Genomic DNA, 25,947 nt, shown 5'->3' with positions numbered 1-25,947 from the left:
CACGATGCGGGCTGAAATGCTTGGCCAGAGGGGGAAACGACCAGTGTTGCGCCGCAAAGTTGTGGAATATCGTCAACGGAAAGCGCCCGGGGGGTGCCGGTAGAGTAAAACGGTGACTGATAAGACGCCCGCTGCGGCACCGGACCTGTATACGACGGCGGGAAAACTCGCCGACCTCAAGCTGCGCTATCACGAAGCCGTGACCGCCAGCGGGGCGACCGCCACCTCGAAGCAGCACGCCAAGGGCAAGATGACCGCCCGCGAGCGCGTCGACCTGCTGCTCGACCAGGGGTCCTTCGTGGAACTCGACGAGTTCGTGCGGCACCGCACCGTGGCCTTCGGCATGGAGAAGAAGCGGCCGTACGGCGACGCCGTCGTCACCGGAACCGGCACCATCCACGGCCGCCAGGTGGCCGTGTACTCCCAGGACTTCACCATCTTCGGCGGCTCGCTCGGCGAGGTCGCCGGCGAGAAGATCATCAAGGTGATGGACCTCGCCCTGAAGACCGGGGTACCGATCATCGGCATTCTCGACTCCGGCGGAGCGCGCATCCAGGAGGGCGTCGTCGCCCTCGGCAAGTACGGCGAGATCTTTCGTCGCAACACGGCGGCATCCGGTGTCATTCCGCAGATCTCGATCATCTGCGGCCCGGCCGCCGGTGGCGCGGTCTACTCCCCCGCGCTGACCGACTTCGTGATCATGGTCGACAAGACCAGTCAGATGTTCGTCACCGGCCCCGACGTGATCAAGACCGTCACCGGCGAAGACGTGGGTATGGAAGAGCTCGGCGGCGCCCTCACCCACAACAAGATCTCCGGCGTCTCGCACTACCTCGCCAGCGACGAGCCTGACGCGCTCGACTTCGCCCGCGCCCTGCTCAGCTATCTGCCCGACAACAACCTGGCCGAGCTGCCCGTGTTCGACAGCGAGGTGGAGCTCGAAACAACGGATGCCGACCGTCGCCTCAACACGATCATCCCCGATTCGCCCAACCAGCCCTACGACGTGAAAACGGTCATCGAGCACATCGTCGACAACGGCGACTTTCTCGAGACGCAGCCGCTGTACGCTCCGAACATCGTCGTGGGGTTTGCCCGGGTCGAGGGCCGCTCGATCGGCATCGTGGCGAACCAGCCCAACGCCATGGCCGGCACGCTGAACATCGAGGCCGGCGAGAAGGCCTCCCGCTTTGTGCGGTTCTGCGACGCATTCTCCATCCCGATTCTCACCCTCGTGGACGTGCCCGGCTTTCTGCCCGGTACCGACCAGGAATGGACCGGCATCATCCGTCGCGGGGCGAAACTGCTTTACGCCTACGCGGAGGCCACCGTGCCGCTGGTCACCGTCATCCTGCGCAAGGCCTACGGCGGCGCGTACATCGTGATGGGTTCCAAGCAGCTTGGAGCCGACACCAACCTGGCCTGGCCGACCGCGGAGATCGCCGTCATGGGCGGCCAGGGTGCCGTGAACATTCTCTATCGCGCCGAGATCAAGGCGGCCGAGCAGGCCGGCGAAGACGTCGCCGCTGTGCGCACCCGCCTGGCCAACGAGTACACCTACAACGTAGCGAGCCCGTTTCTGGCCGCGGAGCGCGGGGAGCTCGACGGCATCATTGAGCCGGCCGCAACCCGGGTATCGGTCATCAAGGCGCTGCGCGCGCTGCGCACCAAGCGGGCCACTCTGCCTGCCAAGAAGCACGGGAATATTCCGCTCTAATGCCATCTTCGAAGCCGTCAGAGTTCGACCCGTCAGAGCTGGTTTTCGTGACCACGCGTGTGAGTGATGTCGAGGTGTCGGCGGTGAGCGCCGTCATCCGTGGTCTGTTGCAGGAAGAGTCCGACGAGCGTCGGGCCGCGCCGGAACTGGGCCAGAGCGCCTGGCAGCAGAACCAGCGTGCCATTCGCAAGCCCGTGTACCCCGGCGTCGGTCGCTGGCGCGGCTTCACCGGCTGACTCCCCCGCCTCTCGCCCGTGTCTACTGTGGACGGGGCCCAGGCCCCGTCCACAGGCCCAGGTTATAAACTGGGCCCCGGGACGGGGCCTGGGCCCCGTCCCCAAAATGCGGGGGCGCAACTGCCGGTCGGTCTGTCCTCCTAAATGCCGACTGTGCGGGCAGCGGGGATAGTACAGACTGAAGGTGCTCGGTGACGCTCCTGGAGTTTCACCACCAATCATTCGCTGACTAGGGTAAGCGAGCGAATGTGTTGGGGGCGAGAACGGATGCCATTCGGGTTGGCGTCCTTTCTCGAATAGTCGTTAGGGGATCAGCTTCGGCTGATCCCCTTTCGCGTTCCCACCAGCGGATGGTCCGTCACGCCGCCTACTTCGCCGCCCGTCAAGCACCCCGGCACGCGGCCAGTCACGCCCCCGTCAGACCACGGCAGTCGCTGCCCGCCGAGGGATCTCCATCCACAGGTCGACTTCTTCTTCGCCGGATGAGTCCGGTCCGAGGGCGCTCACGGCCGGGTCGGGGCTGTTCAGGCCCACCACGGTCACCGCGATGGTCGCGCTGTCGGCCGACGTGCGGGCGATGATCTTATCCGCGTTCGTGCGGCCGATGGCCGTCGCGAGGGCGTTGAGCACGATCTCGAGCTCAGATCCGCTGAGGTCGTCGATCCCGCCTTCATCGAGCAGGGTGACGCTCGCACCCCGTCGCCGGGCGGCCATGACCTGCTCGCGCACGGCGTGGTTCAGCAGACGCCGCCCGCGGATTTCGTCTCGAATTGCCGCTTCGAGCAGCCGGCACTCCTGGCGGTCGGCCTCGCTCAGATCGCCGTCGCTCTCGCTGATGCGGCGCAGCATGGGCATGGCCAGGCGCATGGTCTGGGTCAGCCGAACCTGGCGCTCGTAGAGGTGAGCCTCCTGGGCGGCATGCCATCCGCTCGCCTCACGCTCGGCCCGCGCATACTGGCGCGCATCCCGGCTGGCCTTCACGAGGGCTCGAGAGAGCAGCCCGGCAGCAACCACCCAGACCACGCTGCCAATGACGCCCATGTGCCCCAGCTCGCCGACGCCGGCCCAGATGACGCTGTGCACGACGAGCGCGCCGACCCCCAGCAGGGCCAGCTGCGGGCGCTTGCGGGTGGCGGTGATCGTCATCAAGGTGCCCACCGCGGCCACGTACCAGGTGGCGTACCCCAGCCTGCCGGAGGACCCGTCGAGCTGGCTGCCCACGATCAGCGGAATCGCCACCGAGACACCCACATTGAACAGGGCCAGCGGCAGCGACATGCGCATCGGCTTGGAGGGCCAGAGGCTCGCAACCGTCGCCACGAGATACAGGCCCATGGCAGCGAAAATCGGCGCTGCCGAATGCGGTGTGTCGAGCGAATATACGCCGAGCAGCACGTGATAGCCAGAGAAGAAGGCCGCCACGATGAGGGCCAGGGCACGGGAGACAACGACGACGCCGGTCATCATTGGCCGCCCGCGTCACCGGGCCGTGGCCAGGTGATGGTGATGGTCGTGCCCTGGCCCAGGCTCGTGCGCAGCACTGCCACGCCGCCGGCGGTGGCCACCCGGTCATGGATCGACACCCGCAAGCCCAGGCGGCCGCTGGCGACGGTGGACACGTCGAAACCGCGGCCGGTGTCGCTGATGTCGATCGTGCATCCGCTCTGGTCGTTACCGCCCACCGTGACGCTGCGCGATTGTGCGGGACCCGCGTGCTGCACGCTGTTGACCATGGCCTGCACACTGGCCGAGTAGAGGGCCTCGGCGACATGCTCCGGAATGCTGAGGCCATCCACGCAGAGCTCGGTCACGGTGAACACGCCCGTCGCGGTCGCGGCGGAGCGGATGCGCGCGACCAACATGCTGACGGCGACGGACGCATCGTCAAGATTGCGCTCGCCGTTGGCTTCCTGCAAGCGGATGATGGCGCTGCGAGCCATGGCGGCGGCCAGTTCCGCGCCCCTGGCATTGCGCACGCCCGCCGCAGAGAGCAGGGTCGCGAGCACACTGTCGTGCACGATGGAATCAACCTCGACACGTTCCACCTCGGTGGCGTGATGACGCACCGCCACGGAGTACTTTGCGAGCGCATTGGACTGGGCGGAATCGACCTTGGCCGTGGCCTCGCGCAGCACATAGATGATGATGAGCACGGTGCCGCCGAGCAACATTGCATAGAACGTGTCGAGCACGGCGAGCACGGTCTCGGCCTCGCCGCCGGACGGCAGCACCCGCACGAGTCCGAAGGCGACCGGGGTGATCACGGTGTAGGCGACGGCCCAGAACAACGGCAGGGCGATGGCGGCACAGGAGGTGGCGACAGTGCACATGAACCACAGCCACGGTTTGCTCGCGAGCACGAGGGTGGGATCAATCATGACCAGCGGCCAGACCAGGAGCGCGACCAGGTAGATGCCGCTCACCACGGCAGCGGAGCTGCGAATGCCACGTCGCAGGAGAGTCGCGAAGACGAACACCAGGATCGACAGGCCGAGCAGCCCGGCGAGAGGGATGGCCGCCTCGGTTTTTCGGCTGGACAGTTGCTCGAGCATAAGTGGTACGGACTGCAGGGCAAAGATCACCGCGACGGCGGCCACCGATCGCGACAGCACGATTTCGATCTGCGCGTGGCTGATCGGGTTGCGCGGCTGCCGGGCGTGGCCAAACAGGCTGCCGTCGGTCTCGAGTGCGTCGTCACCGACGGCCGTGAATGGCTGCGTTGCCGTGGAGACCAGGGTGCCCTGGCGGTTGCGGTCGCCCTGGCGGGCGGCCCGTTTAGACACCGCGGTCAGCTTCGGTGGCGTCGAGCCCGGGCAGGATTCCATCTTCGACGGCGCGGCGCAACAGGTCGACCTTGGTCGGCGCGGGGCGACCGACCTCGACGTACTTCACGCGAATGCGATCGAGGTATTCGCGGGCGGTGGAGTGCGCGATCCCCAACTGCATGGCGACCATCTTGAGCGGCAGGCCCGAAGCGTAGAGGTGCAGCACGTCGCGTTCGCGGCGGCCGAGCTGCGCCTTGGCGAAGTCCCGGTCGGCGTCGATGGCGGTGGCCCACTCGAGGTTGTTGAGCACATCGCCGCGGGCAACGGATGCGACGGCCGCCATGACCGTGGTGGTCGGCGACGACTTGGGGATGACCCCGGCCGCGCCAGCAGCGAGGGCTTCCCGCACCGAGGCGACCCGGTCGGCGATGCTGTGCACGAGTACGGCGGAGCCGGTGGTTTGCACGAGGTGCACGTTGTCGGTGACGAGCGACCCGTCACCGAGCGAAAGATCGAGCACGATCACGTCGCACTTGCGGCCGGCCAGGCCGGCGACGAGCGCCTGCGCGGTTGCTGCCGCGAACAAAACTTCGTAGCCGGCGTTCTCGCAGGCGGCTTGTAAGCCCAGTCGTACCGACTCGTGGTCGTCGACAATACCGACGCGAACGGGCGCGTCGGTGGGGGTGGTTGGTACGGGATCTGCTGCTGTGTTGCTCACGGTAGGGCTGCCTTCGGGTTGTTTGGGTACAACGATAGCTATTTGCAGAGCAGCGCGACGGCTTCGACGTGGTGGGTGTTGGGGAACAGGTCGAAGGCGTGCAGGGACTTCAGCTGGTAACCCTGCTTCGCAAACAGGGCCACGTCACGGGCCAGAGCCACCGGGTCGCAGGCCACGTAGACGATTTGTTGCGGTGCAATGGCGACGAGCTGGTCAACGACGGCCTTGCCCGCTCCGGAGCGTGGCGGGTCGAGCACCACCGTGGCGGCGGCGAGACGGGCGCGTTCGGCGGCATCCGCTTCGCGCAAGAGGCGCTGCAGAAATCGGTCGACGCGGTCGGCCTCGGCGGTGGCACCGGCCCATTCCTTGAGGTTGCGGGCGGCGAACGCGACAGCTTCGGGGTCGCTTTCGACCGAGGTGATGCGGGTCGTCGGGCCGAATTTATCGCCGACGGCCGCGGCGAGCAGTCCGACACCACCATAGAGGTCGAGGTTGGAGGCGCGCGGGTCGAACGACGACGGATCGATGATGTTCTGCACCGCGTGGAACAGCGTGTCGGCGGCCATGGAGTGTACCTGCCAGAATCCGGAGCGGTCCAGCTCGAATTCGCGGTCGGCGACGATCTCGTGAATGAGACCGTGCGGCACCCGCTTGGGCTTGCCGTTGCTGTCTTTGGCCGAGACCAGCACCTGCACGTCGCCCTTGCTTGGCGCGACCAGGTCCACTTGAGCTGCGTTGTGAAACAGGGTGTCGAGCGGGGCGCGCAGTTCGAGCTCGTGTTCGGCGAGCGGCAGGTCGTCGACCGGAATCACCCGGTGGCTGCGGGCGGCGTACGGGCCGATGGTTCCGTCGGCGGCCACGTGCAGGCTGACCCGGGTGCGCCATCCGGTGCCGTCCATCGCGTCGCCGGGGCTGGCCTTGACGCTGACCGCGACCGGCTCGACCACGACGTCGGTGGCGAGCCCGGCCATGCGCTTCAGGGCGTCGGCGAGTACCTGGCGCTTGAGTTCGCGCTGGAAGCCGAGTTCGATGTGGCCGAACTCGGCGCCGCCGGCCCGATTTTCGGGGGCGCGGTCAATGGATGCCGCACTCCAGATATGCGGCTGCCGTTCGGGGGCGGCGTCGATGACGGCGACGGTTTCGGCCCGCCAGAAACTCTTGTGGTTGGCCTCGGTGAGACGGGCCCGCACCCGTTCGCCGGGCAGGGTGTCGCTGACGAAGATGACGCGGCCCTCGTGGCGGGCGATGAAGATTCCGCCGTGGGCGACGTTGGTGATGTTCAGTTCAAGCTCGTCGCCGACACTGGCAGACAATGTCGGCTCGGAGGCCTGGGGCTGGTGACTCGTGTTGCTCATCTAACGATGATCCCACACCGTTTGCCGGGCTGCGGGTTGCCGCCTGCTTGAATGGATGCTTACGCCCCGTTTGAAAAGGATCACCATGCGCCTCTATCTGGCTTCCACCTCTCCGGCTCGCCTGGCCCTGCTGCGCGCGGCCGGCATCGAACCGGTGCTGATCAACCCCGAGGTGGACGAGGCTCGGCTCGTCGCCGAGACTGAAGCCGCTGTGGGCTCGGCGCTCGAGCCGCGAGTACTCGTGGAGCTGCTGGCGCGCGCGAAAGCGGAAGCAGCGGCATCCGCTCGGCTGGACGAACCGCTGACCGGCCTGCTGCTCGGCGGCGACTCGGTCTTCGTGCTCGACGGCGTCATCTACGGCAAGCCACACACAGCGGATGCTGCCCGCGAGCGGTGGGAGCGCCAGCGCGGTCGCACCGGCACGCTGTATTCCGGGCACTGGCTGATCGAGGTCGCTGATGGCCGGCCCGGGCGGGCGATCGGCGCGGTCGCGGTGGCCGAGGTGACCTTCGCCGACGACCTCGACGACGCCGAGCTCGACGCCTATATTGCCACCGGGGAGCCATTGTTCGTGGCGGGGGCCTTCACGATCGACAGTCTCGGTGCTCCGTTTATTACGAGTATCGTCGGGGATCCGTCGACCGTGGTGGGGCTGTCGCTACCAACGCTGCGGCGGCTGGTGCGCGCCCTCGGACACGAGTGGCCGACCCTGTGGAATCGCCCCGGAGCACTCTAGTTGTAGGCATCCGCAAGAATCTGCCGGGTCTTTTTGTGGGACAGAACCAAAAGGGATGCGGCGGCGGGCAATAGGCTAAGTGATTGTGTCACTCATAACGAAGGTCCTCATCGCCAACCGAGGCGAGATCGCCGTTCGGGTCATCCGTGCCGCGAAAGACAGTGGAATTCTCTCTGTCGCCGTCTACGCCGACCAGGATCGCGACGCTCTGCACGCCCGTCTAGCCGACGAGGCGTACGGTCTCGACGGCACCACCGGCGCCGAAACTTACCTGGTCATCGACAAGATTCTGTCGATCGCCCGCCGGAGCGGCGCTGACGCCGTGCACCCCGGCTACGGCTTTCTGGCCGAGAACGCCGACTTCGCCCGCGCCGTGATCGGCGCTGGCCTCATTTGGATCGGGCCGTCGCCCGAGGCCATCGAGCAGCTCGGCGACAAGGTCTCGGCCCGCAAGATCGCCGAAAAGGTCAATGCACCGATGGCGCCCGGCACCCTGAACCCGTGCAGCGATGCCGCCGAGGTGCTCGCCTTCGTCGACGTGCACGGCCTGCCCGTCGCGATCAAGGCCGCCTTCGGTGGCGGCGGCCGCGGCCTCAAGGTGGCCCGCACCCGCGACGAGGTTGCCGAAATGTTCGACTCCGCCACTCGGGAGGCCATTACAGCCTTCGGTCGCGGCGAATGCTTCGTCGAGAAGTATCTCGACTCCCCCCGCCACGTCGAAACCCAGTGCCTCGCCGACATGCTCGGCAACGTCGTCGTCGTGTCGACCCGCGACTGCTCGTTGCAGCGCCGGCACCAGAAGCTCGTCGAAGAGGCGCCGGCACCGTTTCTCACCGAAGCGCAAACGGCCGAGATGTACCGCGCGTCCAAGGCAATTCTGAAAGAGGTCGGCTACCTCGGCGCCGGAACCTGCGAGTTTCTGATCGGCCAGGACGGCACCGTCTCGTTCCTCGAAGTTAACACCCGCCTGCAGGTCGAGCACACCGTCTCCGAAGAGGTCACCGGCATCGACCTGGTACGTGAGCAGTTCCGCCTCGCAGAGGGCGGCGAACTGACCTACGGCGACCCGGTCGCATCCGCTCACTCCTTTGAATTTCGCATCAACGGAGAGGATGCCGGCCGCGGCTTTCTGCCCGCCCCCGGCCCGGTACACGTCTTCAAGCCCGCCGGCGGCCCCGGCGTGCGTGTCGACACCGGCGTGCAGTCGGGCGATGTGATTAGCGGATCGTTCGACTCGCTCATCGCCAAGCTCGTCGTCACCGGCGCAACCCGTGAACAAGCGCTCGAGCGTTCGCGCCGTGCCCTCGACGAGTTCGAGGTGGCCGGCCTGCCCACCGTGCTGCCCTTTCACCGCAAGGTCGTGCGCGACCCGGCCTTCGCGCCGACCGATGGCAAGCCCTTCACGGTCTTCACCCGCTGGATTGAGACCGAGTTCGAGAACGACATCGAACCGTGGAGCGGCAGCATGGAAGACGCCCCGGGCGAGCAGAAGCGCCACAGTATCGTCGTGGAGGTGGAGGGACGCCGCATCGAGGTGACGTTGCCCACCCGTCTGCTTCCCGGCGGCGCGAGCGCCCGTTCGGTGGGACCAGCACCGAAGCGTCGCGGCGGCCTGCACTCCGTCGACACCGCCACCGGAGACGCCATCAAGGCGCCGATGCAGGCGACCATCGTGAAGCTCCTCGTCGCCGAGGGCGACCTGGTCGTCAAGGGCGACCTGCTGCTCGTGCTCGAAGCCATGAAGATGGAGCAGCCCCTCGTCGCGCACCGCGACGGCACCGTGGGCAACGTCGCCGCCGTCGTCGGCGAGACGGTCTCTTCCGGCTCGGTGCTGCTGACGGTCTCCGACGCCGCCTAGCCTTCAGCCCTCGCGCCTCGTTTTCGAGCAGGCGCGGGGATTGAGGAACTAGAGGACTACGTGCATCGCTCGCGCAGCATCCGTTATGGAGCCGGTCAGGGAGGGGTAGACCGGGAAGGTTCGCGCAACCTCGTCGACGGTGAGGCGGTGCTCGACGGCGAGGGCGAGCGGGAAGATGAGCTCGCTGGCCTTGGGGGCAACGATGACGCCGCCGATGACCGTGCCGCTGCCGGTGCGGGCGAACAGCTTGACGAAGCCGTCCTTGATTCCCATCATTTTGGCGCGCGGGTTTTGCGACAGGGGCAACTTGTAGATCTCGCCCTGGGCGAGTCCGTCTTCAATCTGCTTCTGGGTGTAGCCGACGGTCGCGATCTCGGGCTGCGTGAAGATGTTCGCGGCCACGTTGCGAATCTCGATCGGGTTGACGGTGTCCCCCATGGCGTGGAAGACGGCGGTGCGGCCCATCATCGACGCAACGGATGCCAGCGGAATCTCGGTCGTGCAGTCCCCGGCCGCGTAGATGTTCGGAATCGAGGTTCGGGCGACGCGGTTGACCTGGATGTGACCGGAGTCGGTGATCTGCACGCCGGCCTGCTCCAGCCCGATGTTGGCGGTGTTCGGAATGGAGCCGACGGCGATGAGGCAGTGGCTGCCCTCGACCGTGCGTCCGTCTTCGAGGGTGGCGATGACGCCGGTCTTGGTGCGTTCCACCGAGGAGGCCCGCGACTTGGACAGCACCGTCATGCCATTGCGCTTGAAGACGTTTTCGATGACGTTGGCAGCGTCGGCGTCTTCACCGGGCAGAACCTGGTCGCGGCTGGAGATGAGGGTGACCTTGGCGCCGAGGGCACGATAGGCGGAGGCGAACTCGGCGCCGGTGACGCCCGATCCGACCACGATCAGGTGCTCGGGGATGGCCTTGAGGTTATAGAGCTGGGTCCAGGTGAGGATGCGCTCCCCGTCGGGAAGTGCGGAGGACAGCACGCGGGGGCTCGCCCCGACCGAGACCACGAGGGTGTCGGCGTCGATGCGGTCGAAGTCGGTGGCGGTCGAGTCGCCGGAGGTGGCGACGATGATTCCGGTGGTGCCGTCGAGGCGTCCGTGGCCCTGTACGTAGCGCACGCCGGCGCGAATGAGCGTGGCCTTCATATCTTCGGACTGCTGGCGGGCGAGGGCGAGCAGGCGCTTGTTGACGGCGGCCAGGTTGATGGCCACTTCCGGGCGCAGGGGCTTGCCCGTTTCTCCGCGCACGAAGAACTGCACGCCGAGGTCGGTGGCCTCGCCGATCGAGTTCGAGGCCTCGGCCGTGGCGATGAGGGATTTGGAGGGGACGACATCCGTTATCACGGCGGAACCGCCGACACCGACGCTTTCAATGAGGGTGACGTCAGCACCCTGTTGTGCTCCGGCGATGGCCGCTTCGTATCCGCCGGGCCCACCGCCCAGTACTGCGATGCGCTGCTTGCGTTCGAACTCATAGGCCATGTACTCCATTCTCTCAAGGCGCCGAGCCCCCACAAAACCGCTTCGCCGCCCGCAGAGCCCGGTTTGTCCCTCGAAAAGGGCGAAAACACGCCGAATGACCGTTTCGACGGCCGTTCGGCGCGCCGATGAGCAGAATTCGCGCAGAATCTCCGTGCTCAAGGTGGGGGTTCTAGAGTAGTGAAATGTTCACGAACGAGATCAACCCGTTAGACCTGCCCGAAACAGATCCGTTTGAGGCAGCACGTTCGGCCGCTGCGGAGATCGCCGGAATCACGGGAGTGCCCCGGCACGACATCGCTCTCACCCTCGGCAGCGGCTGGGCCAAGGCCGCCGACCTGATCGGCGAGACCACGCACACCGTGGCCGCCGCAGATATCACCGGGTTCAGCGCTCCAGCGCTGGTCGGCCACGCCGGCACGCTGCGCTCAATCCTGCTTCCCGGAGGCAAGCGCGCCCTCGTGATCGGCGCCCGCACGCACTACTACGAGGGCCACGGCGTGCGCCGGGTTGTGCACAGTGTGCGCACGGCGGCGGCGGCCGGTGCGACAACGATGATTTTGACCAACGGGGCCGGCGGCATCCGTGAATCGTGGAAGCCCGGAACCCCGATACTGATCAGCGACCACATCAACCTGACTGCCGATTCCCCGATCGAGGGCGCGAACTTCGTCGACCTGACCGACCTGTACTCGAAGCGACTGCGCGATCTCGCGCGCGGCATCGACCCAACCCTCGACGAGGGCGTGTACTGCCAGTTTCGCGGGCCGCACTACGAGACGCCCGCCGAGGTACAGATGGCCAAGGCCATCGGTGGCCACATCGTGGGAATGTCGACCGCGCTCGAGGCCATCGCGGCCCGGCAGGCCGGCATGGAGGTTCTCGGGCTCTCGCTCATCACCAACCTCGCCGCCGGCATTCAGAAGACCCCGCTCAGTCACGGCGAAGTGATCGAGGCCGGCGCGCTGGCCGAACCCGTGATCAGCGCGCTCCTCGCCCGGATCGTGGCCAAGCTGTGACCGGCAGCGAGCGTGGCGATTCCGAGAACGACGCCCCGACGGTTTCGCGCAGCGGCGGTCGCCATTCCGGCCCGCCAGCGGATGCCGCGGCCAACGTGACCCCTTCGGCCCCGCCGGTCACTGCGCCGGTCGTTGCGCCGGTCACCGCGCCGGTCGGTGCGCCCGTTACCGCGCCCGCAACGCCGCCAGCCACCTCGGAGCCAGCCACCTCGGATGCCGCGCCGCACGTCACCGACCCCGACGCGGCCGACGAAGTGCACACCCCGACCCGCGCCCTGCCGATCGTGCAGGACAGCGACGATGCCGGCTCCGAGCCCACCGTCGCCATGCAGACCATCGTGCACGACAGCGACGATGCCGGCTCAGAACGGACCGTTGCCATCCAGACGATGAGCCCTGATGGCACGGCAAACGACGATGTCGACGACCTCGCAACGGCTCCGGTCGCGCACGAGGCGCCGGAGACTCCGAGCGACCGCACAGCGGCGCTGCTGCAGGCGGCCAGGTCCTGGCTGAATCAGGATCCCGATCCGGAGACGCAGGCGCAGCTGCGCGCTCTCATCAATGCCGTCGACGATGGCGACACGGTGGCCCTGTCGAACCTACACTCGCGCTTTGACACCCGCCTTGCCTTTGGCACGGCCGGGCTGCGCGGCGAAATTTCCGCCGGACCGAACCGCATGAACCGCGTGCTCGTCTCGCAGGCCGCGGCCGGCCTCGCCACCTACCTGCGCCGGCACGCAGCGCCCGGCGTGACGCCATCGGTGGTCATCGGCTACGACGGACGCAAGAACTCGCACGTCTTCGCGACCGACACGGCGGCGCTGATGGCGGGCGCGGGGGTGCGCGCCATCCTCTTGCCGCGTCTGCTGCCGACGCCCGTTCTCGCGTTCGCGGTGCGGCACTTCGACGCGAGCTGCGGTGTGATGGTGACCGCGTCACACAACCCGCCCAATGACAATGGCTACAAGGTGTATCTGGGCGGCGCGAACAACGGCGCGCAGATCGTCTCCCCCGATGACAAGGCGATCTCGGACGAGATTCTGCGCGTCGCCGCCGACGAGCACGTCTTGAAGCTTCCGCGCGGGACGTATGAGACCGCCGAGGAAGACGTCGTGCTCGCCTACATCGCGGCGACAGCCGGCATCGCGCACACGCCGCGCGCGCAGGTGAACGCGGTGTACACCGCAATGCACGGGGTCGGCTGGGATACCACCCGCCGCGTGCTCGTCAAGGCCGGCTTCGACCTGCCGACCCTGGTCGACGCGCAGATCGCCCCGGACGCCGCCTTTCCGACCGTCGCGTTTCCGAACCCGGAAGAGCCCGGCGCCATGGATCTCGCCTACGAGACCGCCCGCGAGGTGAGCGCCGAGCTGATCATCGCCAACGATCCGGATGCGGACCGCCTCGCCGTGGCCATCCCCGATCTGTCCAGCGCGAGCGGCTACCGCCGGCTGAGCGGCAACGAGGTTGGCGCAATTCTCGGCTGGCGGGCCGCTGCGCTGGCTGGTTCTGACCCTGACGCTGTTATCACTGAGGAGGCCGGCGCACTCGCGTGTTCCATCGTGTCGTCTCCCGCCCTGCATGCGGTAGCGGATGCCTACGGCCTGCGTTTCGTGGAAACCCTCACCGGATTCAAGTGGGTATCGCGGGTGCCTAACCTGGTCTACGGGTTCGAAGAGGCGCTCGGTTACCTGGTCAACCCGGAGACCGTGCGCGACAAGGACGGCATCTCGGCCGCGGTCGCGCTGCTCTCGCTGGTGAGCGACCTCAAGTCGGAGGGGACCACTCTCGCCGGCTACCTGGACCTGTTCAGCGAGAAGTTCGGACACTTCGCGTCGGGTCAGATCTCAGTGCGGGTGTCCGAACTGTCCACGATCGCGCTCGTGATGACGCGTCTGCGGGAGTCCCCGCCGACCCACGTCGGGCGCATTCGGGTCGACGAGATCGACGACTTTCGCTGGGGGTTGGGCGACCTTCCCCCGAGTGACGTGTTGCGCATCCGTTTGACGGACGGGTCGCGCGTCATGGTGCGCCCGAGCGGAACCGAACCGAAGCTCAAGGTGTACATCGACACCCGCAGCACGGTCGGCACGTTGGTCGAGCGGCGCGCTGCGGCGCAGGCGGCGCTCGATGAGCTCGATCGGGGCATGCGAGCGCTGATCGCGTAGGCGGTGCGGCTGGGCGCGCGTGCGCTACTCAGTGCTCGGGCTTTCACGGACGGGGCCCAGGCCCCGTCCACGGGCCCAGGTTATAAACTGGGCCCAGGGCTCGGGCCTGGGCCCCGTCCGCGGCGCGGTGGTTCGGGGGCGGCTAGCCGAGCAGGGAGACCGCCCGGGCGATCACGAGGGCGAGCAGCACGAAGCCGCCGAACGATTCAAGCGCCATGAGCGACTTGGCGCGCAGCGAGAGCGGCATCGTGTCGGTCGGGCTAAACGCCATGGAGTTGGACAGCGAGAAGTACACGTAGTCGAAGTATGACGCGACCCAGCCGATGCGCCGCGAGGAGCGGGCCGCGACCTCGTCGATGGCGTCGTGGTCCTCGTCCTGCGGAAAGCGAAAGTCGGCCGGGGGAAAGTCCGCACGGTCGGCATGCCGCCGGGAGACCGGGCCGCCGCGGTCGAGTTCCCAGTAGACCAGGGCGAACGCAATCACGTTGGTCACCCACACCTGCAGCGCCGCGAGCAGCAGGGTCGGGCCGTCACTCTTGCCGCTCGAGGTGAGCTGGATAACGAGCTGCACGAGCGCGACCTCGTTGGCGACGACCAGCAGAAAGGCCTGGCCAGTGGCGATATATTTCGACCAGCGGGTCTCCCGGTGCAGCCGATGCGGGTTCAGGGCGATGAGCGGGATCAGCAGGGCGATACCGATGGCGACGACCGTGTAGCGCAGGCCGGGCAGGAACGTGCTGGGCAGCGTCGCGTAGAGCGCGAGCGCAATCAGCAACCCGAGTACGGCCGGCCAGCGATGTTCGGCCCTGGCACCCTGCTTCACATTGTCGCTCATGCCGCTGAGCATAGGCCCGTCGTGCGGTCATTGGGCGTGCCCACGCGCCGTGCGGGGTTTCGGACTAGGAGGAGTGCGGGGTTTCGGAGTCGCGCGGCGCGGCCGGTCAGCGGCGTGAGGGCGGCATCGGCGCGCCGGGCCCACCTTCGAGAACTGGGCCCACGATTGATCATGGGCCCAGTTTCCGGGACCGGGCCCGGAAGGCGGGGTGGCGGGGAATCCGCTCGCCGGGCCCACCTTATGGCCCGGGGCCCAGTTTAGAAACTGGGCCCGTGGACGGGGCCTGGGCCCCGTCCACGGTGCAGCGGATGCCACGCCTCCGCCGGCGCGCAGCCAGCGGCGGGCTACCGGGCGAGGTGCGGCACGACGACAGCGCGGCCGGTGAGTTCTCCGGCTTCGAGCTTGCGGTACGCCTCGAGGGCGTCTTCCATGGCGAAGAGTTCGACATCGGGCGTGATCTGCCCGGCCTTGTACATGGCCACGACCTCGTAGAGGTCCTCGATGGTTCCCCAATAGGTGTTCGTCAAGGTGGACTCGTAGGGCGTGGTGAAGAATGACCACTCGTACTTTCCCCCCGCGATCCCCACGACGGTGAGGCGCGACTTGGTCGCCATGACGGAGGTGGCGAGGGCGATGGTCGGGGCGATTCCCACGAAATCGAAGGCGGCGTCGACGCCGCGTCCACCGGTGATTTCGCGGATCTTCGCGGCCTGGTCCGGGCCGCTGGCCACGGTGATGGCGCCGTGCGCTTCTGCGCGAGTCATGGCATCCGCTTTGGAATCGGTCGCGATCACGGTGGCGCCGGTGAGCGCCGTGAGGATCTGCACGGCAACCTGGCCGAGGCCGCCCAGCCCGACAACGAGGGCGAACTTGCCGCCGCCAGCGAGGTTTGGCAGGGAATTCTTGATCGCGTGATACGGCGTGAGGCCCGCGTCCGACAACGGCGCGGCCGCAATTGGATCGGCATCGCCGAGCGGCACCAGATTGCGTGCCGGAACCACGATGTATTCGGCCATGCCGCCATCGCGGCCGAGGCCCGATGCCAGGTACGGCATCGTGGCAGCGTTGGAGCAGTAGGTGTCTTCGCCCCGGGAACACGCCACGCAGTGTCCGCAGCCGATCGGGCCATAGACCAGGAAGGCGTCGCCGAGGGTGATGCCCTCGACTCCCTCCCCGAGCTCTTCGGCCCAGCCGGAGTTTTCGTGACCCAGCACATAACTGGGCGCGAGCTGTGGGGGCGCTGTGGCTGCCTCGAAATCCCTGTACACGGCAACATCGGAGTGACACGCGCCCGCACCGGCCACCTTCAGCAGCACTTCACCCGGACCGGGTGTGGGCTTCTCGATGTCCTTCAAAGTCGGGAAAGTCTTCCAAGCCTCAAATACGACGGCGCGCATTTTCTCTTCTTTCTAATGCTTCAGGCAATTAGGTCAGTACATGTATACGCATATAACCGTACTCCTCGTGCCTGGCCGTACTGGTCGCGAAACGATGCCACAGCGTCGTGAGCCGATGCCGCGGCGCGGCTTGGGCTGCGGCATCCGCTTCCGTTGGTTTGAGGGAGCGGTAGCGTCAGTTTTGCCGAGCTGTGAGTTTCGTTCGCCGACCCTTGAGTTTCAGGCCATTTTTGCTTAAACCGGGCTGAAACTCACGGCTCGGCGAGCGGATGCCGCCGCGCGGCGTGCTCGCGCTGGCGGGTATCCATTTTGCGGCGCTCGCCGAGTGGGCGACGGCGTGCGGGTGCCGGGCCCACCTTCGGGGACCGGGCCCATGATCTATCATGGGCCCGGTTTCCGGGACCGGGCCCGGAAAGTTCCAAGGGGGGAATCGGCACGCCGGGCCCACCTTATAGCCCGGGGCCCAGCTTATAAACTGGGCCCGTGGACGGGGCCTGGGCCCCGTCCACAATGCGGGCACCATCGGGGATGCGTAAACCGTCCACAATGCGGGCACCGAACGCTACCCGCGTGCGCACAAAGCGGGGGCTAGGAGCCCAGGGCGACCTCAAGCTTGGCGACGAGTTCGTCGACGTCGAAGTAGTTGTTGATGACGATGACGTCGGCGTTGGTCTTGCCGATCGCGTTGACGAGTTCCGACGAAGTCAGGATGACCTGCGCGTCGGCGGCGGCGGCGCGCACACCGGCGACATCCGTGGCCTGCACACTAGCGTCGATGTCGAGGCGTTCCAGGGCGCGCTCGGCATTGACCTTGAGGATGGCCGAAGTGCCCAGGCCGATTCCGCACATCACGACGATCTTCATGATCGACCGAACACGCTCTGCACGAACTCGGCGGTGGTCGCGCCGGCCAGCGCCGAAATCACCTTCGGGTCGTTGAACACGTTGGCGAGTTCGGCGACGAACTGCAGGTGGTCGTCGGCGCCGGTCACGGCCAGACCGACGATCACGCTGACCGGGTCGTTGTGCGGGTGCCCGAAGGCGACCGGCTCGGCGAGGGTGACGACGCAGAGTCCGTCGGTGAGAACATCCGCTCCCGGACGGGCATGCGCGAGCGCCAGGCCCGGCGCGATCACGATATACGCGCCGAATTCACGAATCACCGCGATCATGCGCTCGGTATAAGCGGATGTCGCGGCGCCGGAACGCACGAGGGCGTCACCGGCCGCCGTGATGGCGGCCGGCCAGTCGTCAGCGTGCGCGCCGATGGTGATGGCGTTTAGCGGGAGGTGCGGGAGAGGCATGATTTCTTTCGGGTAAACGGGTGGTGCGGGTGAGCCGGGTCGTGGAGGTGCCGGCTCGGGCGGCCGGTCTCAGGCGTCGCCGAAGCCAGCTTCGATGGCTTCGACGAGCTCTTCGCGGTCTTCCAGCGGCAGGAAGGCGGCGTGGGCCGCGTTAAGCTGGAAGGTCTCGAGGTCGCCGAGGTCGTAACCGAAGGCATCCGAGAGCAGGGCGAGCTCCTGAGTGAGGGTCGTGTCGCTCATCAGACGGTTGTCGGTGTTGACGGTGACCTTGAAGCCGAGCTGGTAGAGCAGGTCGAACGGGTGGTCGAACAGTTCCTCGCCCCAGGCGGCGACCGCTCCGGTCTGCAGGTTCGAGGAGGGGCTCAGTTCGAGCGTGATCTCGCGGTCGCGCACCCACTGGGCCACCGGGCCGAGGGTGACGAAGGTGTTGTCGTCGTCCTGACGTTCAATCGTGACGTCTTCGGCCAGGCGCACGCCGTGGCCGAGGCGGAGGGCGCGGCCGTCGAACAGGGCGCCGCGGATGCTGTCGAGTCCGTCGGCCTCGCCGGCGTGCACGGTGACCGGCATGAATTCGCGGGCCAGCAGGTCGAAGGCTGCCCGGTGGTTTCCGGCCGGGAAGCCGGCTTCGGCACCGGCAATGTCGAACCCGACGACGCCGTCGAACCGGTAGCGCACGGCGAGTTCGGCGATCTCGAGGCCGCGGTTCGCGTGGCGCATGGCGGTGATGAGCTGGCCGATGCGGATGCTGCGGCCGGACTGCTCGACGTTCTCGATGCCTGCTTCGATACCGTCCTGCACGGCTTCGACGACCTCGTTGAGGGTGAGTCCGCGGGCCAGGTGCTGCTCGGGAGCCCAGCGGATCTCGCCGTAGATGACTCCGTCGTCGGCGAGGTCCTCAACGAATTCGCGGGCGACGCGGCTGAGGCCCTCGCGGGTCTGCATCACGGCCGTCGTGACGTCGAAGGTCTTCAGGTATTCCACGAGCGAGCCGGCGTTGGACTGGTCGGAGAACCATTCGCCCAGGGCGTCAGCATCCGTTGTGGGAAGCACGAATCCGATGGAGTCGGCCAGCTCGATGATGGACTGCGGGCGCAGGCCGCCGTCGAGGTGGTCGTGCAGGGAGACCTTGGGCAGGGTGTTGATGCTCGTGCCGCCGCCGGGCATGAGGAATTCCTCGATCAAAGTCATACGAACAAGCTCCTCGGTACGGGGGCGGATGTGAACTACAACCGCGCGCCCAGCTTATCGGAGGCGCTCTGGACGGACCATCAGAAATGCGGTGAGCGGATGCCGCGCCTCCCGTCGCTTTGGTCGCCCGTCCTCGCTGCGTCTTGCAGACTGCACCGGGCCCGGAAAGCGCACGACCACGTACCCTGAGCTGTGCCCACCAAAATCATCCTCGACTGCGACCCCGGCCACGACGATGCGATCGCGTTGCTGCTCGCGCACGGCAATCCGAACATCGACCTCGTCGCCGTGACCACCGTGATGGGCAACCAGACCCTCGCCAAGGTCACCCGCAACGCTCTCTCGGTCGCCCGCGTGGCCGGCATCACCGGGGTGCCATTTGCCGCCGGATGCCCGCGCCCACTGGTTCGGCAGATTGAGACGGCGCCGTCGATTCACGGCGAGTCCGGCCTCGACGGCCCGGTGCTGCCCGAACCCACGCTCGAGCTCGACGGCCGGCACGCCGTCGACCTCATCATCGACACGATCATGGCGCACGAGCCGGGTGAGATCACCCTCGTGCCGACCGGCGCGCTGACCAACATCGCCCTCGCCGCCCGCAAGGAGCCGCGCATCGTCGAGCGGGTCAAACAGGTCGTGCTGATGGGCGGCGGTTACCACGTGGGCAACTGGTCGGCCACGGCCGAGTTCAACATCGTCATCGATCCCGAAGCCGCCCACATCGTCTTCAACGAGAAGTGGCCGTTGACCATGATCGGGCTCGATCTGACCCACCAGGCTCTCGCCACCCCCGATATCGTCGCCCGCATCGCGGCCGTCGGCACGGCGCCGGCCCGGTTCGTCGGCGATCTGCTGGCCTTCTTCGCCGAGACCTACAAGGATGCACAGGGTTTCGACTTTCCACCGGTGCACGACCCGTGCGCGGTCGCCTACGTGATCGATCCGAGTGTGATCACCGTGCGGAAGGCTCCGCTCGACGTGGAACTGGCCGGAACCCTCACCCTCGGCATGACCGTAGCGGACTTTCGCGCGCCGGCCCCATCGGATTGCACCACCCAGGTGGCCGTCGACCTGGACCACGAGAAGTTTTGGGCGCTCATCGTCGACGCCCTCGAACGCATCGGCGACCCGCCGCAGGGCTGAGCGCTCCGGCCTGCAGGGCGCCGGCAAGACGGACGGGGCCCGGGCCCGGGCCTTGGGCCCAGTTTGTAAACTGGGCCCGGGGACGGGGCCTGGGCCCCGTCCCCGAGAGTGAGGGGTCAGGCGAGCAGCGGGGCAAGCTCAGCGAGGGTGCGAGCAGGTGGGTCAGGCGGGACGTGGCACGGTGAGGTGGTGCCACGCTGCGCGGGAGGTGCGCTGATTCGCGGGGGCTGCGCCAATGCGCGGGAGTTGGGGCATTGTCTTGGAGCGAAATCGCAGCCGCGGAGCAGCCGCAGAGCAGTCGCAGACCGGCCAGTGCGCACCCGTGAATGTGCCCGGCACACCGGCAGCCGCGTGACTTCCCCCGCCCGAACGGGTTCAATAGAGCACCACGACAACGGGAGCCTCATGACGAAGACCAGCACCAAGACCCTCCCCGATATCCAGGTTCCCGACCTGCGCGGCAAGCTCGCCGTCGTCACCGGCGCCAACAGCGGACTCGGGTTCGGACTCACCGGCCGCCTCGCCCGGGCGGGCGCCGAGGTCATCCTCGCCGTGCGCAACGAGGAGAAGGGCAGCGAGGCCATCAAACGGATAAAGGAGGAGAACCCCGACGCGACCCTCAGCATCCGTCACCTCGACCTCGCGTCGCTGTCAAGCGTCGCCGGATTCGGCGAGGAACTCACTAAGGAGGGCCGCCCGATCGACATCCTGCTCAACAACGCCGGCCTCATGATGCCGCCCGTGCGCGACGAGACCGAAGACGGGTTCGAGCTGCAGTTCGGCACCAACCACCTTGGCCACTTCGCGCTCACCGCCCACCTGCTTCCGCTGCTGCGCGCCGCCGGAACCAGCCGGGTCGTGAGCCTCTCAAGCCTGATCGCCCGCACCGGCCGCCTCGACTTCACCGACCTGCAGAGCCTGCGCTACCGCCCGCACCGCGCCTACGCTCTCTCCAAACTGGCGACGCTCATGTTCGCGCGCGAACTCAACCGGCGCAGCATTGTCGGGGGCTGGGGAGTACGCAGCGTCGCCGCGCACCCCGGCGCGACCGTCACGAACCTGCAGATCACCGGGCCCACGCACAACGGCGCGTCGGCGAAGGTCTTCCTCGCCGTGAACGAAGCCAGCCACCGCATCGGCTGGATGTGGCAGCAGATCGACCAGGGCATCCTGCCCGCACTCTACGCGGCGACGAGCCCGGCCGCGGCCGGCGGCGGCTACTACGGCCCCGGCGGATTCGGCGAACTCACCGGCAGCCCCGCGCCGGCCAAGCTGCCCCCGCGCTCCCTCGATGAAGCGGATGCCCGCCGCCTCTGGTCGCTCTCCGAGGAGCTCACCGGGGTCACCTTCCCGGCCGTCTAGCCGTCGATCACCTTCACCAGCACCCGGGCAAGGCGCTTCCGAATGATGTGGTCGTTGGCCTCCACGCGGTGCATGGTGACGTGGCGCATCCGCTCGATCACGGTCATGCTGCCCTGCGCGATGAACGCGTCGAGCGCCCCATAGATCACATCGACCGGCACAGTGAGGCTCGCGATGTCGCTCACCACGGTCTGCGATTCGATGCAGTGCTCCATCGATTTGATGAACGGCGTCCAGGTTTTCTCGGTCAGCTCGAAGATGCCCTTGGGCAGCAGGCGCGACATGATCGCGGCGTTGGCGAGTGTGAACTCCTTGTTGGCGCGCAGAAAATCGTAGGCACGCAGGTAGGCGCTCACCCGGGCCCGCACCCGCGGATCCCCGATATCACTCGGCGACAGATACACCGGCGGTCCCACCAGCAGCAAGCGGGAGACCGGTCCGCGGGCGGTCAGCCGGCGCCACGCTGCCCAGAACCGACCGTGCCGTTCCATGGCCGCATACCGGGTACTGATCAGGCTGCCAAGCGAATGCCCGACCAGAACGAATGGTTCCTTCAGCTTCAGCGAGCGGATGGTCGCGGCCAAGGCCCCGACATGATCCTCCAGCCGGTACTCACACCCGTCTGGCGCGGGCGACTGGCCGAAGCCCAGAATGTCGACGGCGATCACCCGGTGATTCGGCGTCAGCATCGGGATCACCTCGTAGAAGGTGACCGACGACGACGCGATGCCGTGCACGAGAATGACGACCGGGCCGCTGCCGGCATCCGTTGCGACGTGCAAGAGCGGCGGGCGGGGCCGACGCGCTCTGCGCATCCGCTCCGCCCACCAGGTCATATCTAATTATCGTCGCGCAGCGTGGCTTTGAAGTCATTCTTGGCCTCGGTGACGCCCCGCTCGGCCTCGGCGTGCTTCACGTCGCCCTCCGCCTTCTTCACCTTGGCGTCGGCTTTGACCTCATCGGCCTTGTCTTCGACGCGGTCCTTGGCGTCATCCACAGCCCGGCCGATCTTCTTGCCGGTGGCGTCGAGTGCATCCTTGGCATCGTCAATGAATCCCATGTCGTCCTCCTGGTCGTTGCGAGTCGGGCTGAACCGCCGACCCCACGACCTTACTTCGGGGGACAGACATCGAGTCCCAATTGTGATCCGACTCCCAGACTGCCTCCAGTCCCGGGCGTCGGCGCGCCAATACAGTGAGACATGAGACGAACTTGGGGTGTGATCGCGGTTTTTCTGGCGGCCGTTTTGCTGGCGGGATGCACGACGAACAGCGGCAGCTCGGTGAGCAGCGATTCGGGAAATTCGTCGGAAAGCGTCTCCGGCGGCGTAGCTCCTGCCGCGGGCGATAAGGCCTCCGTCACCGGCACCACCGGCGACGTGAACACCTCCAGCCGCGATGTCATCACCACCGGATCCCTCTCGATCACCGCCACCGACCCGGTGAAAGCGAGCGAATCGGCCGTCACGATCACGGAACAGGCCGGCGGCCGGGTCGACAGCCGCAGCGAAAACCCGGCCACCGACGTGCAGCCGGCCAGCGCCAACCTGACCCTGCGCATTCCGTCCGACGAACTCGACCGCACCCTGGCCGAGCTGAAAAAGCTCGGCACCCTCAACTTCGTCACGCTCACCGCGCAGGACGTGACCCAGCAGAGCCAGGACCTCGACGCCCGCATCACCGCGCTGACCACCTCGGTCGACCGGCTGCTGGCGCTGATGGCGTCGGCCACCACCACGGCCGACCTGATCAGCATCGAAAGTGCCCTGTCGAGTCGCCAGGGCGAGCTGGAAAGCCTGCAGTCCCAGCGCGACTACCTCGCCGACCAGATCGACTACTCCACCGTGCAGCTCGAACTGGTCGCGGAGGGCACCGTCGCCGCGAGCGGTCCCGACACCTTCTGGAGCGGAATCATCGCCGGCTGGACCGCCCTCGTGACCGCCCTCGGCGGCCTGTTGGTGGGCCTCGGAGTTGCCTTGCCTTGGCTGGTCCTGCTGGCGATTGTGGGGACAATTGTGCTTCTGATCGTGCGCATGTTCGCGCGGCGCCGCAAGGCTGCATAGGCTTGTCTGTGTGACCAAGTTTCTCCCTGCTATAGCCCTGCCCGCGGCGCCCGTTTTTGTACCCTCCAGCGACGAATCGCTGCTGTCCGCCGAGCTGCTGGCGGGCATCCGCTCGCGGGCTGCCGGGTATGACCAGGCCAACGCGTTCTTCACCGAAGACCTCGAAGCGCTCGTCGCCGCTGGCTACCTGCGCGCCCTGGTGCCGATAGAGTTCGGCGGACTCGGACTCACCCTGCAGCAGATCATGCGCGAGCAGACCCGACTGGCCGCGCACGCCCCGGCCACCGCCCTCGCCGTGAACATGCACCTGGTCTGGACCGGCGTCGCCCGCGGCCTGCACGCCCAGGGCGACCGCTCGCTCGACTTTCTGCTCGACGAGGCCGGCCGAGGCGAAATCTTCGGCTTCGGCGTGAGCGAACCCGGCAACGACCTGGTTCTGTTCGGCTCCCAAACGGACGCCCGCCCTACGCCAGAAGGCGGCTACCGGTTCACCGGCACCAAGGTTTTCACGTCGCTGTCCCCCGCCTGGACCCGGCTCGGCACCCTCGGACTCGACTCGACCGACCCGTCAGACCCCGCGATCGTCTGGGCGTTTCTCGAGAAAGCGGATGCCGGCATCCGCTCCAAAGATGACTGGAACACCCTCGGCATGCGCGCCAGCCAGAGCGAGAGCACCGTGCTCGACGGCGCTCTCGCCCGCCCCGACCGGGTCGTGCGACGCTTGCCGGTCGGTCCGAACGGCGACCCGCTCGTGGCCGGAATCTTCGCCAACTTCGAGATTCTGCTCTCCGCGGTCTACACCGGAATCGGCCGGCGCGCGCTGGAGCTCGCCGTCGCGGGAGCGCACCGGCGCACCTCGCTGAAGAACGACGGGCGCACGCATGCGCAGGATCCGGTGGCCCGATGGCGGGTCGGCGACCTCGTCATCGCGATGGACGGCATCTACCCGCAAATCGACGCCCTCGCCCGCGCGGTCGACGAGCTTTCGTTCACGGTCGGACCGGCCTGGTTCGCGCAGCTGTCCGGGCTCAAATACCGGGCCACACAGAACGCCAAGTTCGTCGTGGACACCGCCGTGCAAGTCGCCGGCGGCCAGGCCTACAACACGACCTCCGAACTCTCCCGGCTCTACCGCGACGTGCTCGCCGGTTTCTTCCACCCCTCCGACGCGGATTCCGCGCACGCCACCGCCGCAGCATCCGTTCTCGGCCCGATCGATCTGCGCACCCCATGACCTTCAGCAAGACCACCGCCATCACCCTCGACCACTCCGGCTATACCCGGGCCGTTCTCGACCTCACCATGCGACTCGCGGAAGTTATCTTCACCGCCGGAGCCGGTGCCGAAGACGCGACCGCCGCGATGATCGCGCTCACCCGTGCCTACGGGCTCAAGGGCACCGACGCGAACATCACGCACACCATCATCACGCTCACGCAGGAAGACCCGGCGACGCACGAGTCGATCACCCGCAGCCGCAACGTGAAATACCGAACCCTCGACTACTCCAAGCTCACCGCCACCTCGGAGCTGATCGCGGACATCATCGAGAAGCCGATCGAGGTGGCCGAGGCGCGCAAGATTCTGGCGACCATCGTCAGCTCGAAGCCGCAGGTGCCCAAACAGTGGCGCCGCATCGGCTGGAGCCTGGTCGGTGCGGGCGCTGCCGTGCTGATCGGCGGTGGGCCGACGGTGATCATCGCCGCGTTCATCGCCACCTGGATCATCGATTGGATCACTTCGGTGCTCGACCACCGGCAAGTTCCGCTGTTCTACCAGACCGTGGTCGGCGGTGCGGTCGGCCCGATCGTCGCCGCGATCGTGGGCGTGATCGACCCCACCGCGAGCCCCTCGCTCGTGGTCGTCGCCACCATCATCATGCTCCTGGCCGGCGTCACCACCTTCGGCGCCGTGCACGACACACTGTCGGGGTTCTACCTCACCGGCACCGCCCGGTTGGTCGAGGCGCTGCTGATCACGGCCGGCCTGGTCACCGGGGTGTCCGGTTCGGCGCTTTTTTTGGCGCGGTTCGGCCTGGTTCTCGAGATCGAATCAAACCCGATCGTGACCCTGGCCGTTCTGCCGGTGCTGCTGGTGGCTGCCGTGGTAATCGTTATTGGGTTTGCACTCGCCGTGCAGGTGCCGTGGCGGGCGATCTGGGTGGTTTGTGTGCTCGGCGCCCTCGCTGAGTTTTTGTTCGTGGCCGCGATGGCCGGCGGATTTGGCCTGGTCTGGGGGTCAGCGGCGAGCGCCCTCGGCGTCGGCCTGCTCGCCGCGGTCGCCGCGCGCATGGTGCGCACTCCCCCGCTCGTGATCATGGTGACGGCCCTGGTACCACTCGTTCCCGGGCTCACCCTGTTTCGCGGACTGCTGAAGCTCTCGGAGGGCGACATCAATGGGCTGCTCTCGCTGCTCACCGCGGCGGGCATTGCCATGGCACTCGCGGCCGGCGCTCTTCTGTCGCAGTACGTTGTGCAGATCGTCTGGGGTCCGGCTCGTCGCCTGCAGCGCCGCTTCGTCGGACCGCTCATGGCCCTGCCGGTGCGGCTCGGCCGGGACTCCACCAAGCGCATTTAACTTTCGAACGAGGGTGCGGCAT

At 67.2% G+C, this 25,947-nt stretch carries 23 protein-coding genes; 11 read left to right on the top strand and 12 right to left on the bottom strand.

The features are described from left to right. The first annotated feature begins 112 nt into the window (after positions 1 to 112). Together BLS91_RS15255 and BLS91_RS15250 are read left to right on the top strand one after the other, a co-directional pair. Positions 113 to 1,717 (top strand): acyl-CoA carboxylase subunit beta, encoded by a 1,605-nt coding sequence (locus BLS91_RS15255; protein ID WP_092341610.1) that lies wholly within the window; start codon positions 113 to 115, stop codon positions 1,715 to 1,717. Further along, entirely contained in the window at positions 1,717 to 1,953 is a 237-nt protein-coding gene (locus tag BLS91_RS15250) for an acyl-CoA carboxylase epsilon subunit (protein WP_092341609.1), read from the top strand. The genes BLS91_RS15255 and BLS91_RS15250 overlap by 1 nt, the downstream gene beginning before the upstream one ends. 417 nt (positions 1,954 to 2,370) lie before the next feature. Here the strand turns inward: BLS91_RS15250 and BLS91_RS15245 are convergent, their stop codons facing one another. The 4 genes from BLS91_RS15245 to BLS91_RS15230 are packed head-to-tail and all read right to left on the bottom strand — an operon-like array spanning position 2,371 to position 6,791. Beyond that, on the bottom strand, positions 2,371 to 3,420 hold the full coding sequence (locus BLS91_RS15245) for a hypothetical protein (protein WP_233197437.1): 1,050 nt from the start codon (positions 3,418 to 3,420) through the stop codon (positions 2,371 to 2,373). Next, positions 3,417 to 4,736, bottom strand: a complete 1,320-nt coding sequence (locus BLS91_RS15240; RefSeq protein ID WP_092341608.1) for a sensor histidine kinase — start codon at positions 4,734 to 4,736, stop codon at positions 3,417 to 3,419. Before BLS91_RS15240 ends, BLS91_RS15245 begins: the two co-directional genes overlap by 4 nt. Beyond that, positions 4,729 to 5,436: a response regulator transcription factor gene (locus BLS91_RS15235; protein WP_092341607.1), complete on the bottom strand. Its 708-nt coding sequence runs from the start codon at positions 5,434 to 5,436 to the stop codon at positions 4,729 to 4,731. The genes BLS91_RS15240 and BLS91_RS15235 overlap by 8 nt, the downstream gene beginning before the upstream one ends. 38 nt (positions 5,437 to 5,474) lie before the next feature. Next, positions 5,475 to 6,791 (bottom strand): class I SAM-dependent RNA methyltransferase, encoded by a 1,317-nt coding sequence (locus tag BLS91_RS15230; RefSeq protein ID WP_092341606.1) that lies wholly within the window; start codon positions 6,789 to 6,791, stop codon positions 5,475 to 5,477. A gap of 85 nt (positions 6,792 to 6,876) precedes the next feature. Between BLS91_RS15230 and BLS91_RS15225 the strand changes: the two genes are divergently transcribed. After that, positions 6,877 to 7,527 carry a Maf family protein gene (locus tag BLS91_RS15225; RefSeq protein ID WP_174774993.1) on the top strand — a complete coding sequence of 217 codons (651 nt, stop codon included), beginning with the start codon at positions 6,877 to 6,879 and terminating at the stop codon, positions 7,525 to 7,527. Positions 7,528 to 7,612: 85 nt separating this feature from the next. Continuing rightward, positions 7,613 to 9,385, top strand: a complete 1,773-nt coding sequence (locus tag BLS91_RS15220) for an acetyl/propionyl/methylcrotonyl-CoA carboxylase subunit alpha (RefSeq protein WP_092341637.1) — start codon at positions 7,613 to 7,615, stop codon at positions 9,383 to 9,385. 48 nt (positions 9,386 to 9,433) lie between these two features. On the opposite strand, the gene BLS91_RS15215 is transcribed toward BLS91_RS15220, so the two are convergent. Further along, positions 9,434 to 10,870 (bottom strand): NAD(P)H-quinone dehydrogenase, encoded by a 1,437-nt coding sequence (locus BLS91_RS15215; RefSeq protein WP_092341605.1) that lies wholly within the window; start codon positions 10,868 to 10,870, stop codon positions 9,434 to 9,436. Positions 10,871 to 11,052: 182 nt separating this feature from the next. Here BLS91_RS15215 and BLS91_RS15210 point away from each other — a divergent pair, with 182 nt between their 5' ends. Beyond that, the gene (locus BLS91_RS15210) at positions 11,053 to 11,886 is read left to right on the top strand and encodes a purine-nucleoside phosphorylase (RefSeq protein ID WP_092341604.1); all 834 of its coding nucleotides are present in this window, start codon (positions 11,053 to 11,055) and stop codon (positions 11,884 to 11,886) included. Positions 11,887 to 12,275: 389 nt separating this feature from the next. Then, complete coding sequence (locus BLS91_RS15205; RefSeq protein WP_092341636.1) at positions 12,276 to 14,057, top strand: phospho-sugar mutase; 1,782 nt, start codon at positions 12,276 to 12,278, stop codon at positions 14,055 to 14,057. 142 nt (positions 14,058 to 14,199) lie between these two features. On the opposite strand, the gene BLS91_RS15200 is transcribed toward BLS91_RS15205, so the two are convergent. From BLS91_RS15200 to BLS91_RS15180, 5 genes are all read right to left on the bottom strand, one after another. After that, positions 14,200 to 14,892 (bottom strand): DUF1345 domain-containing protein, encoded by a 693-nt coding sequence (locus BLS91_RS15200; RefSeq protein ID WP_092341635.1) that lies wholly within the window; start codon positions 14,890 to 14,892, stop codon positions 14,200 to 14,202. Positions 14,893 to 15,236: 344 nt separating this feature from the next. Next, complete coding sequence (locus BLS91_RS15195) at positions 15,237 to 16,289, bottom strand: NAD(P)-dependent alcohol dehydrogenase (RefSeq protein ID WP_092341603.1); 1,053 nt, start codon at positions 16,287 to 16,289, stop codon at positions 15,237 to 15,239. A gap of 588 nt (positions 16,290 to 16,877) precedes the next feature. Continuing rightward, on the bottom strand, positions 16,878 to 17,153 hold the full coding sequence (locus tag BLS91_RS15190) for a PTS sugar transporter subunit IIB (protein ID WP_092341602.1): 276 nt from the start codon (positions 17,151 to 17,153) through the stop codon (positions 16,878 to 16,880). After that, the gene (locus BLS91_RS15185) at positions 17,150 to 17,593 is read right to left on the bottom strand and encodes a PTS sugar transporter subunit IIA (protein WP_092341601.1); all 444 of its coding nucleotides are present in this window, start codon (positions 17,591 to 17,593) and stop codon (positions 17,150 to 17,152) included. The genes BLS91_RS15190 and BLS91_RS15185 overlap by 4 nt, the downstream gene beginning before the upstream one ends. A 69-nt stretch (positions 17,594 to 17,662) precedes the next feature. Beyond that, positions 17,663 to 18,781: an adenosine deaminase gene (locus BLS91_RS15180; RefSeq protein WP_092341600.1), complete on the bottom strand. Its 1,119-nt coding sequence runs from the start codon at positions 18,779 to 18,781 to the stop codon at positions 17,663 to 17,665. 192 nt (positions 18,782 to 18,973) lie between these two features. Here BLS91_RS15180 and uriH point away from each other — a divergent pair, with 192 nt between their 5' ends. After that, a complete protein-coding gene (gene uriH, locus BLS91_RS15175) occupies positions 18,974 to 19,924 on the top strand; it encodes a uridine-preferring nucleoside hydrolase UriH (RefSeq protein ID WP_092341599.1) in 951 nt (316 codons plus the stop codon). 405 nt (positions 19,925 to 20,329) lie between these two features. Continuing rightward, positions 20,330 to 21,286 (top strand): SDR family oxidoreductase, encoded by a 957-nt coding sequence (locus BLS91_RS15170; RefSeq protein ID WP_092341598.1) that lies wholly within the window; start codon positions 20,330 to 20,332, stop codon positions 21,284 to 21,286. Here BLS91_RS15170 and BLS91_RS15165 read toward each other — a convergent pair. Together BLS91_RS15165 and BLS91_RS15160 are read right to left on the bottom strand one after the other, a co-directional pair. After that, on the bottom strand, positions 21,283 to 22,122 hold the full coding sequence (locus tag BLS91_RS15165) for an alpha/beta fold hydrolase (RefSeq protein ID WP_092341597.1): 840 nt from the start codon (positions 22,120 to 22,122) through the stop codon (positions 21,283 to 21,285). The two genes, BLS91_RS15170 and BLS91_RS15165, sit on opposite strands and share 4 nt — an antisense overlap. A gap of 2 nt (positions 22,123 to 22,124) precedes the next feature. Then, entirely contained in the window at positions 22,125 to 22,346 is a 222-nt protein-coding gene (locus tag BLS91_RS15160; RefSeq protein ID WP_092341596.1) for a hypothetical protein, read from the bottom strand. 141 nt (positions 22,347 to 22,487) lie between these two features. On the opposite strand from BLS91_RS15160, the gene BLS91_RS15155 reads away from it, so the two are divergent. Genes BLS91_RS15155 through BLS91_RS15145 form a run of 3 tightly spaced genes read left to right on the top strand, consistent with a single transcriptional unit; the run spans position 22,488 to position 25,925 of the window. Further along, positions 22,488 to 23,348, top strand: a complete 861-nt coding sequence (locus BLS91_RS15155) for a DUF4349 domain-containing protein (protein ID WP_092341595.1) — start codon at positions 22,488 to 22,490, stop codon at positions 23,346 to 23,348. Positions 23,349 to 23,358: 10 nt separating this feature from the next. Then, on the top strand, positions 23,359 to 24,582 hold the full coding sequence (locus BLS91_RS15150; RefSeq protein ID WP_241983150.1) for an acyl-CoA dehydrogenase family protein: 1,224 nt from the start codon (positions 23,359 to 23,361) through the stop codon (positions 24,580 to 24,582). After that, on the top strand, positions 24,579 to 25,925 hold the full coding sequence (locus BLS91_RS15145; protein WP_092341594.1) for a threonine/serine exporter family protein: 1,347 nt from the start codon (positions 24,579 to 24,581) through the stop codon (positions 25,923 to 25,925). Before BLS91_RS15150 ends, BLS91_RS15145 begins: the two co-directional genes overlap by 4 nt. Positions 25,926 to 25,947: the final 22 nt, after the last annotated feature.

The sequence above is a fragment of the Cryobacterium flavum genome (genome assembly GCF_900103805.1).
GTDB classification, from domain to species: Bacteria; Actinomycetota; Actinomycetes; order Actinomycetales; family Microbacteriaceae; genus Cryobacterium; species Cryobacterium flavum.
This window is presented reverse-complemented; position numbering and strand designations above follow the sequence as displayed.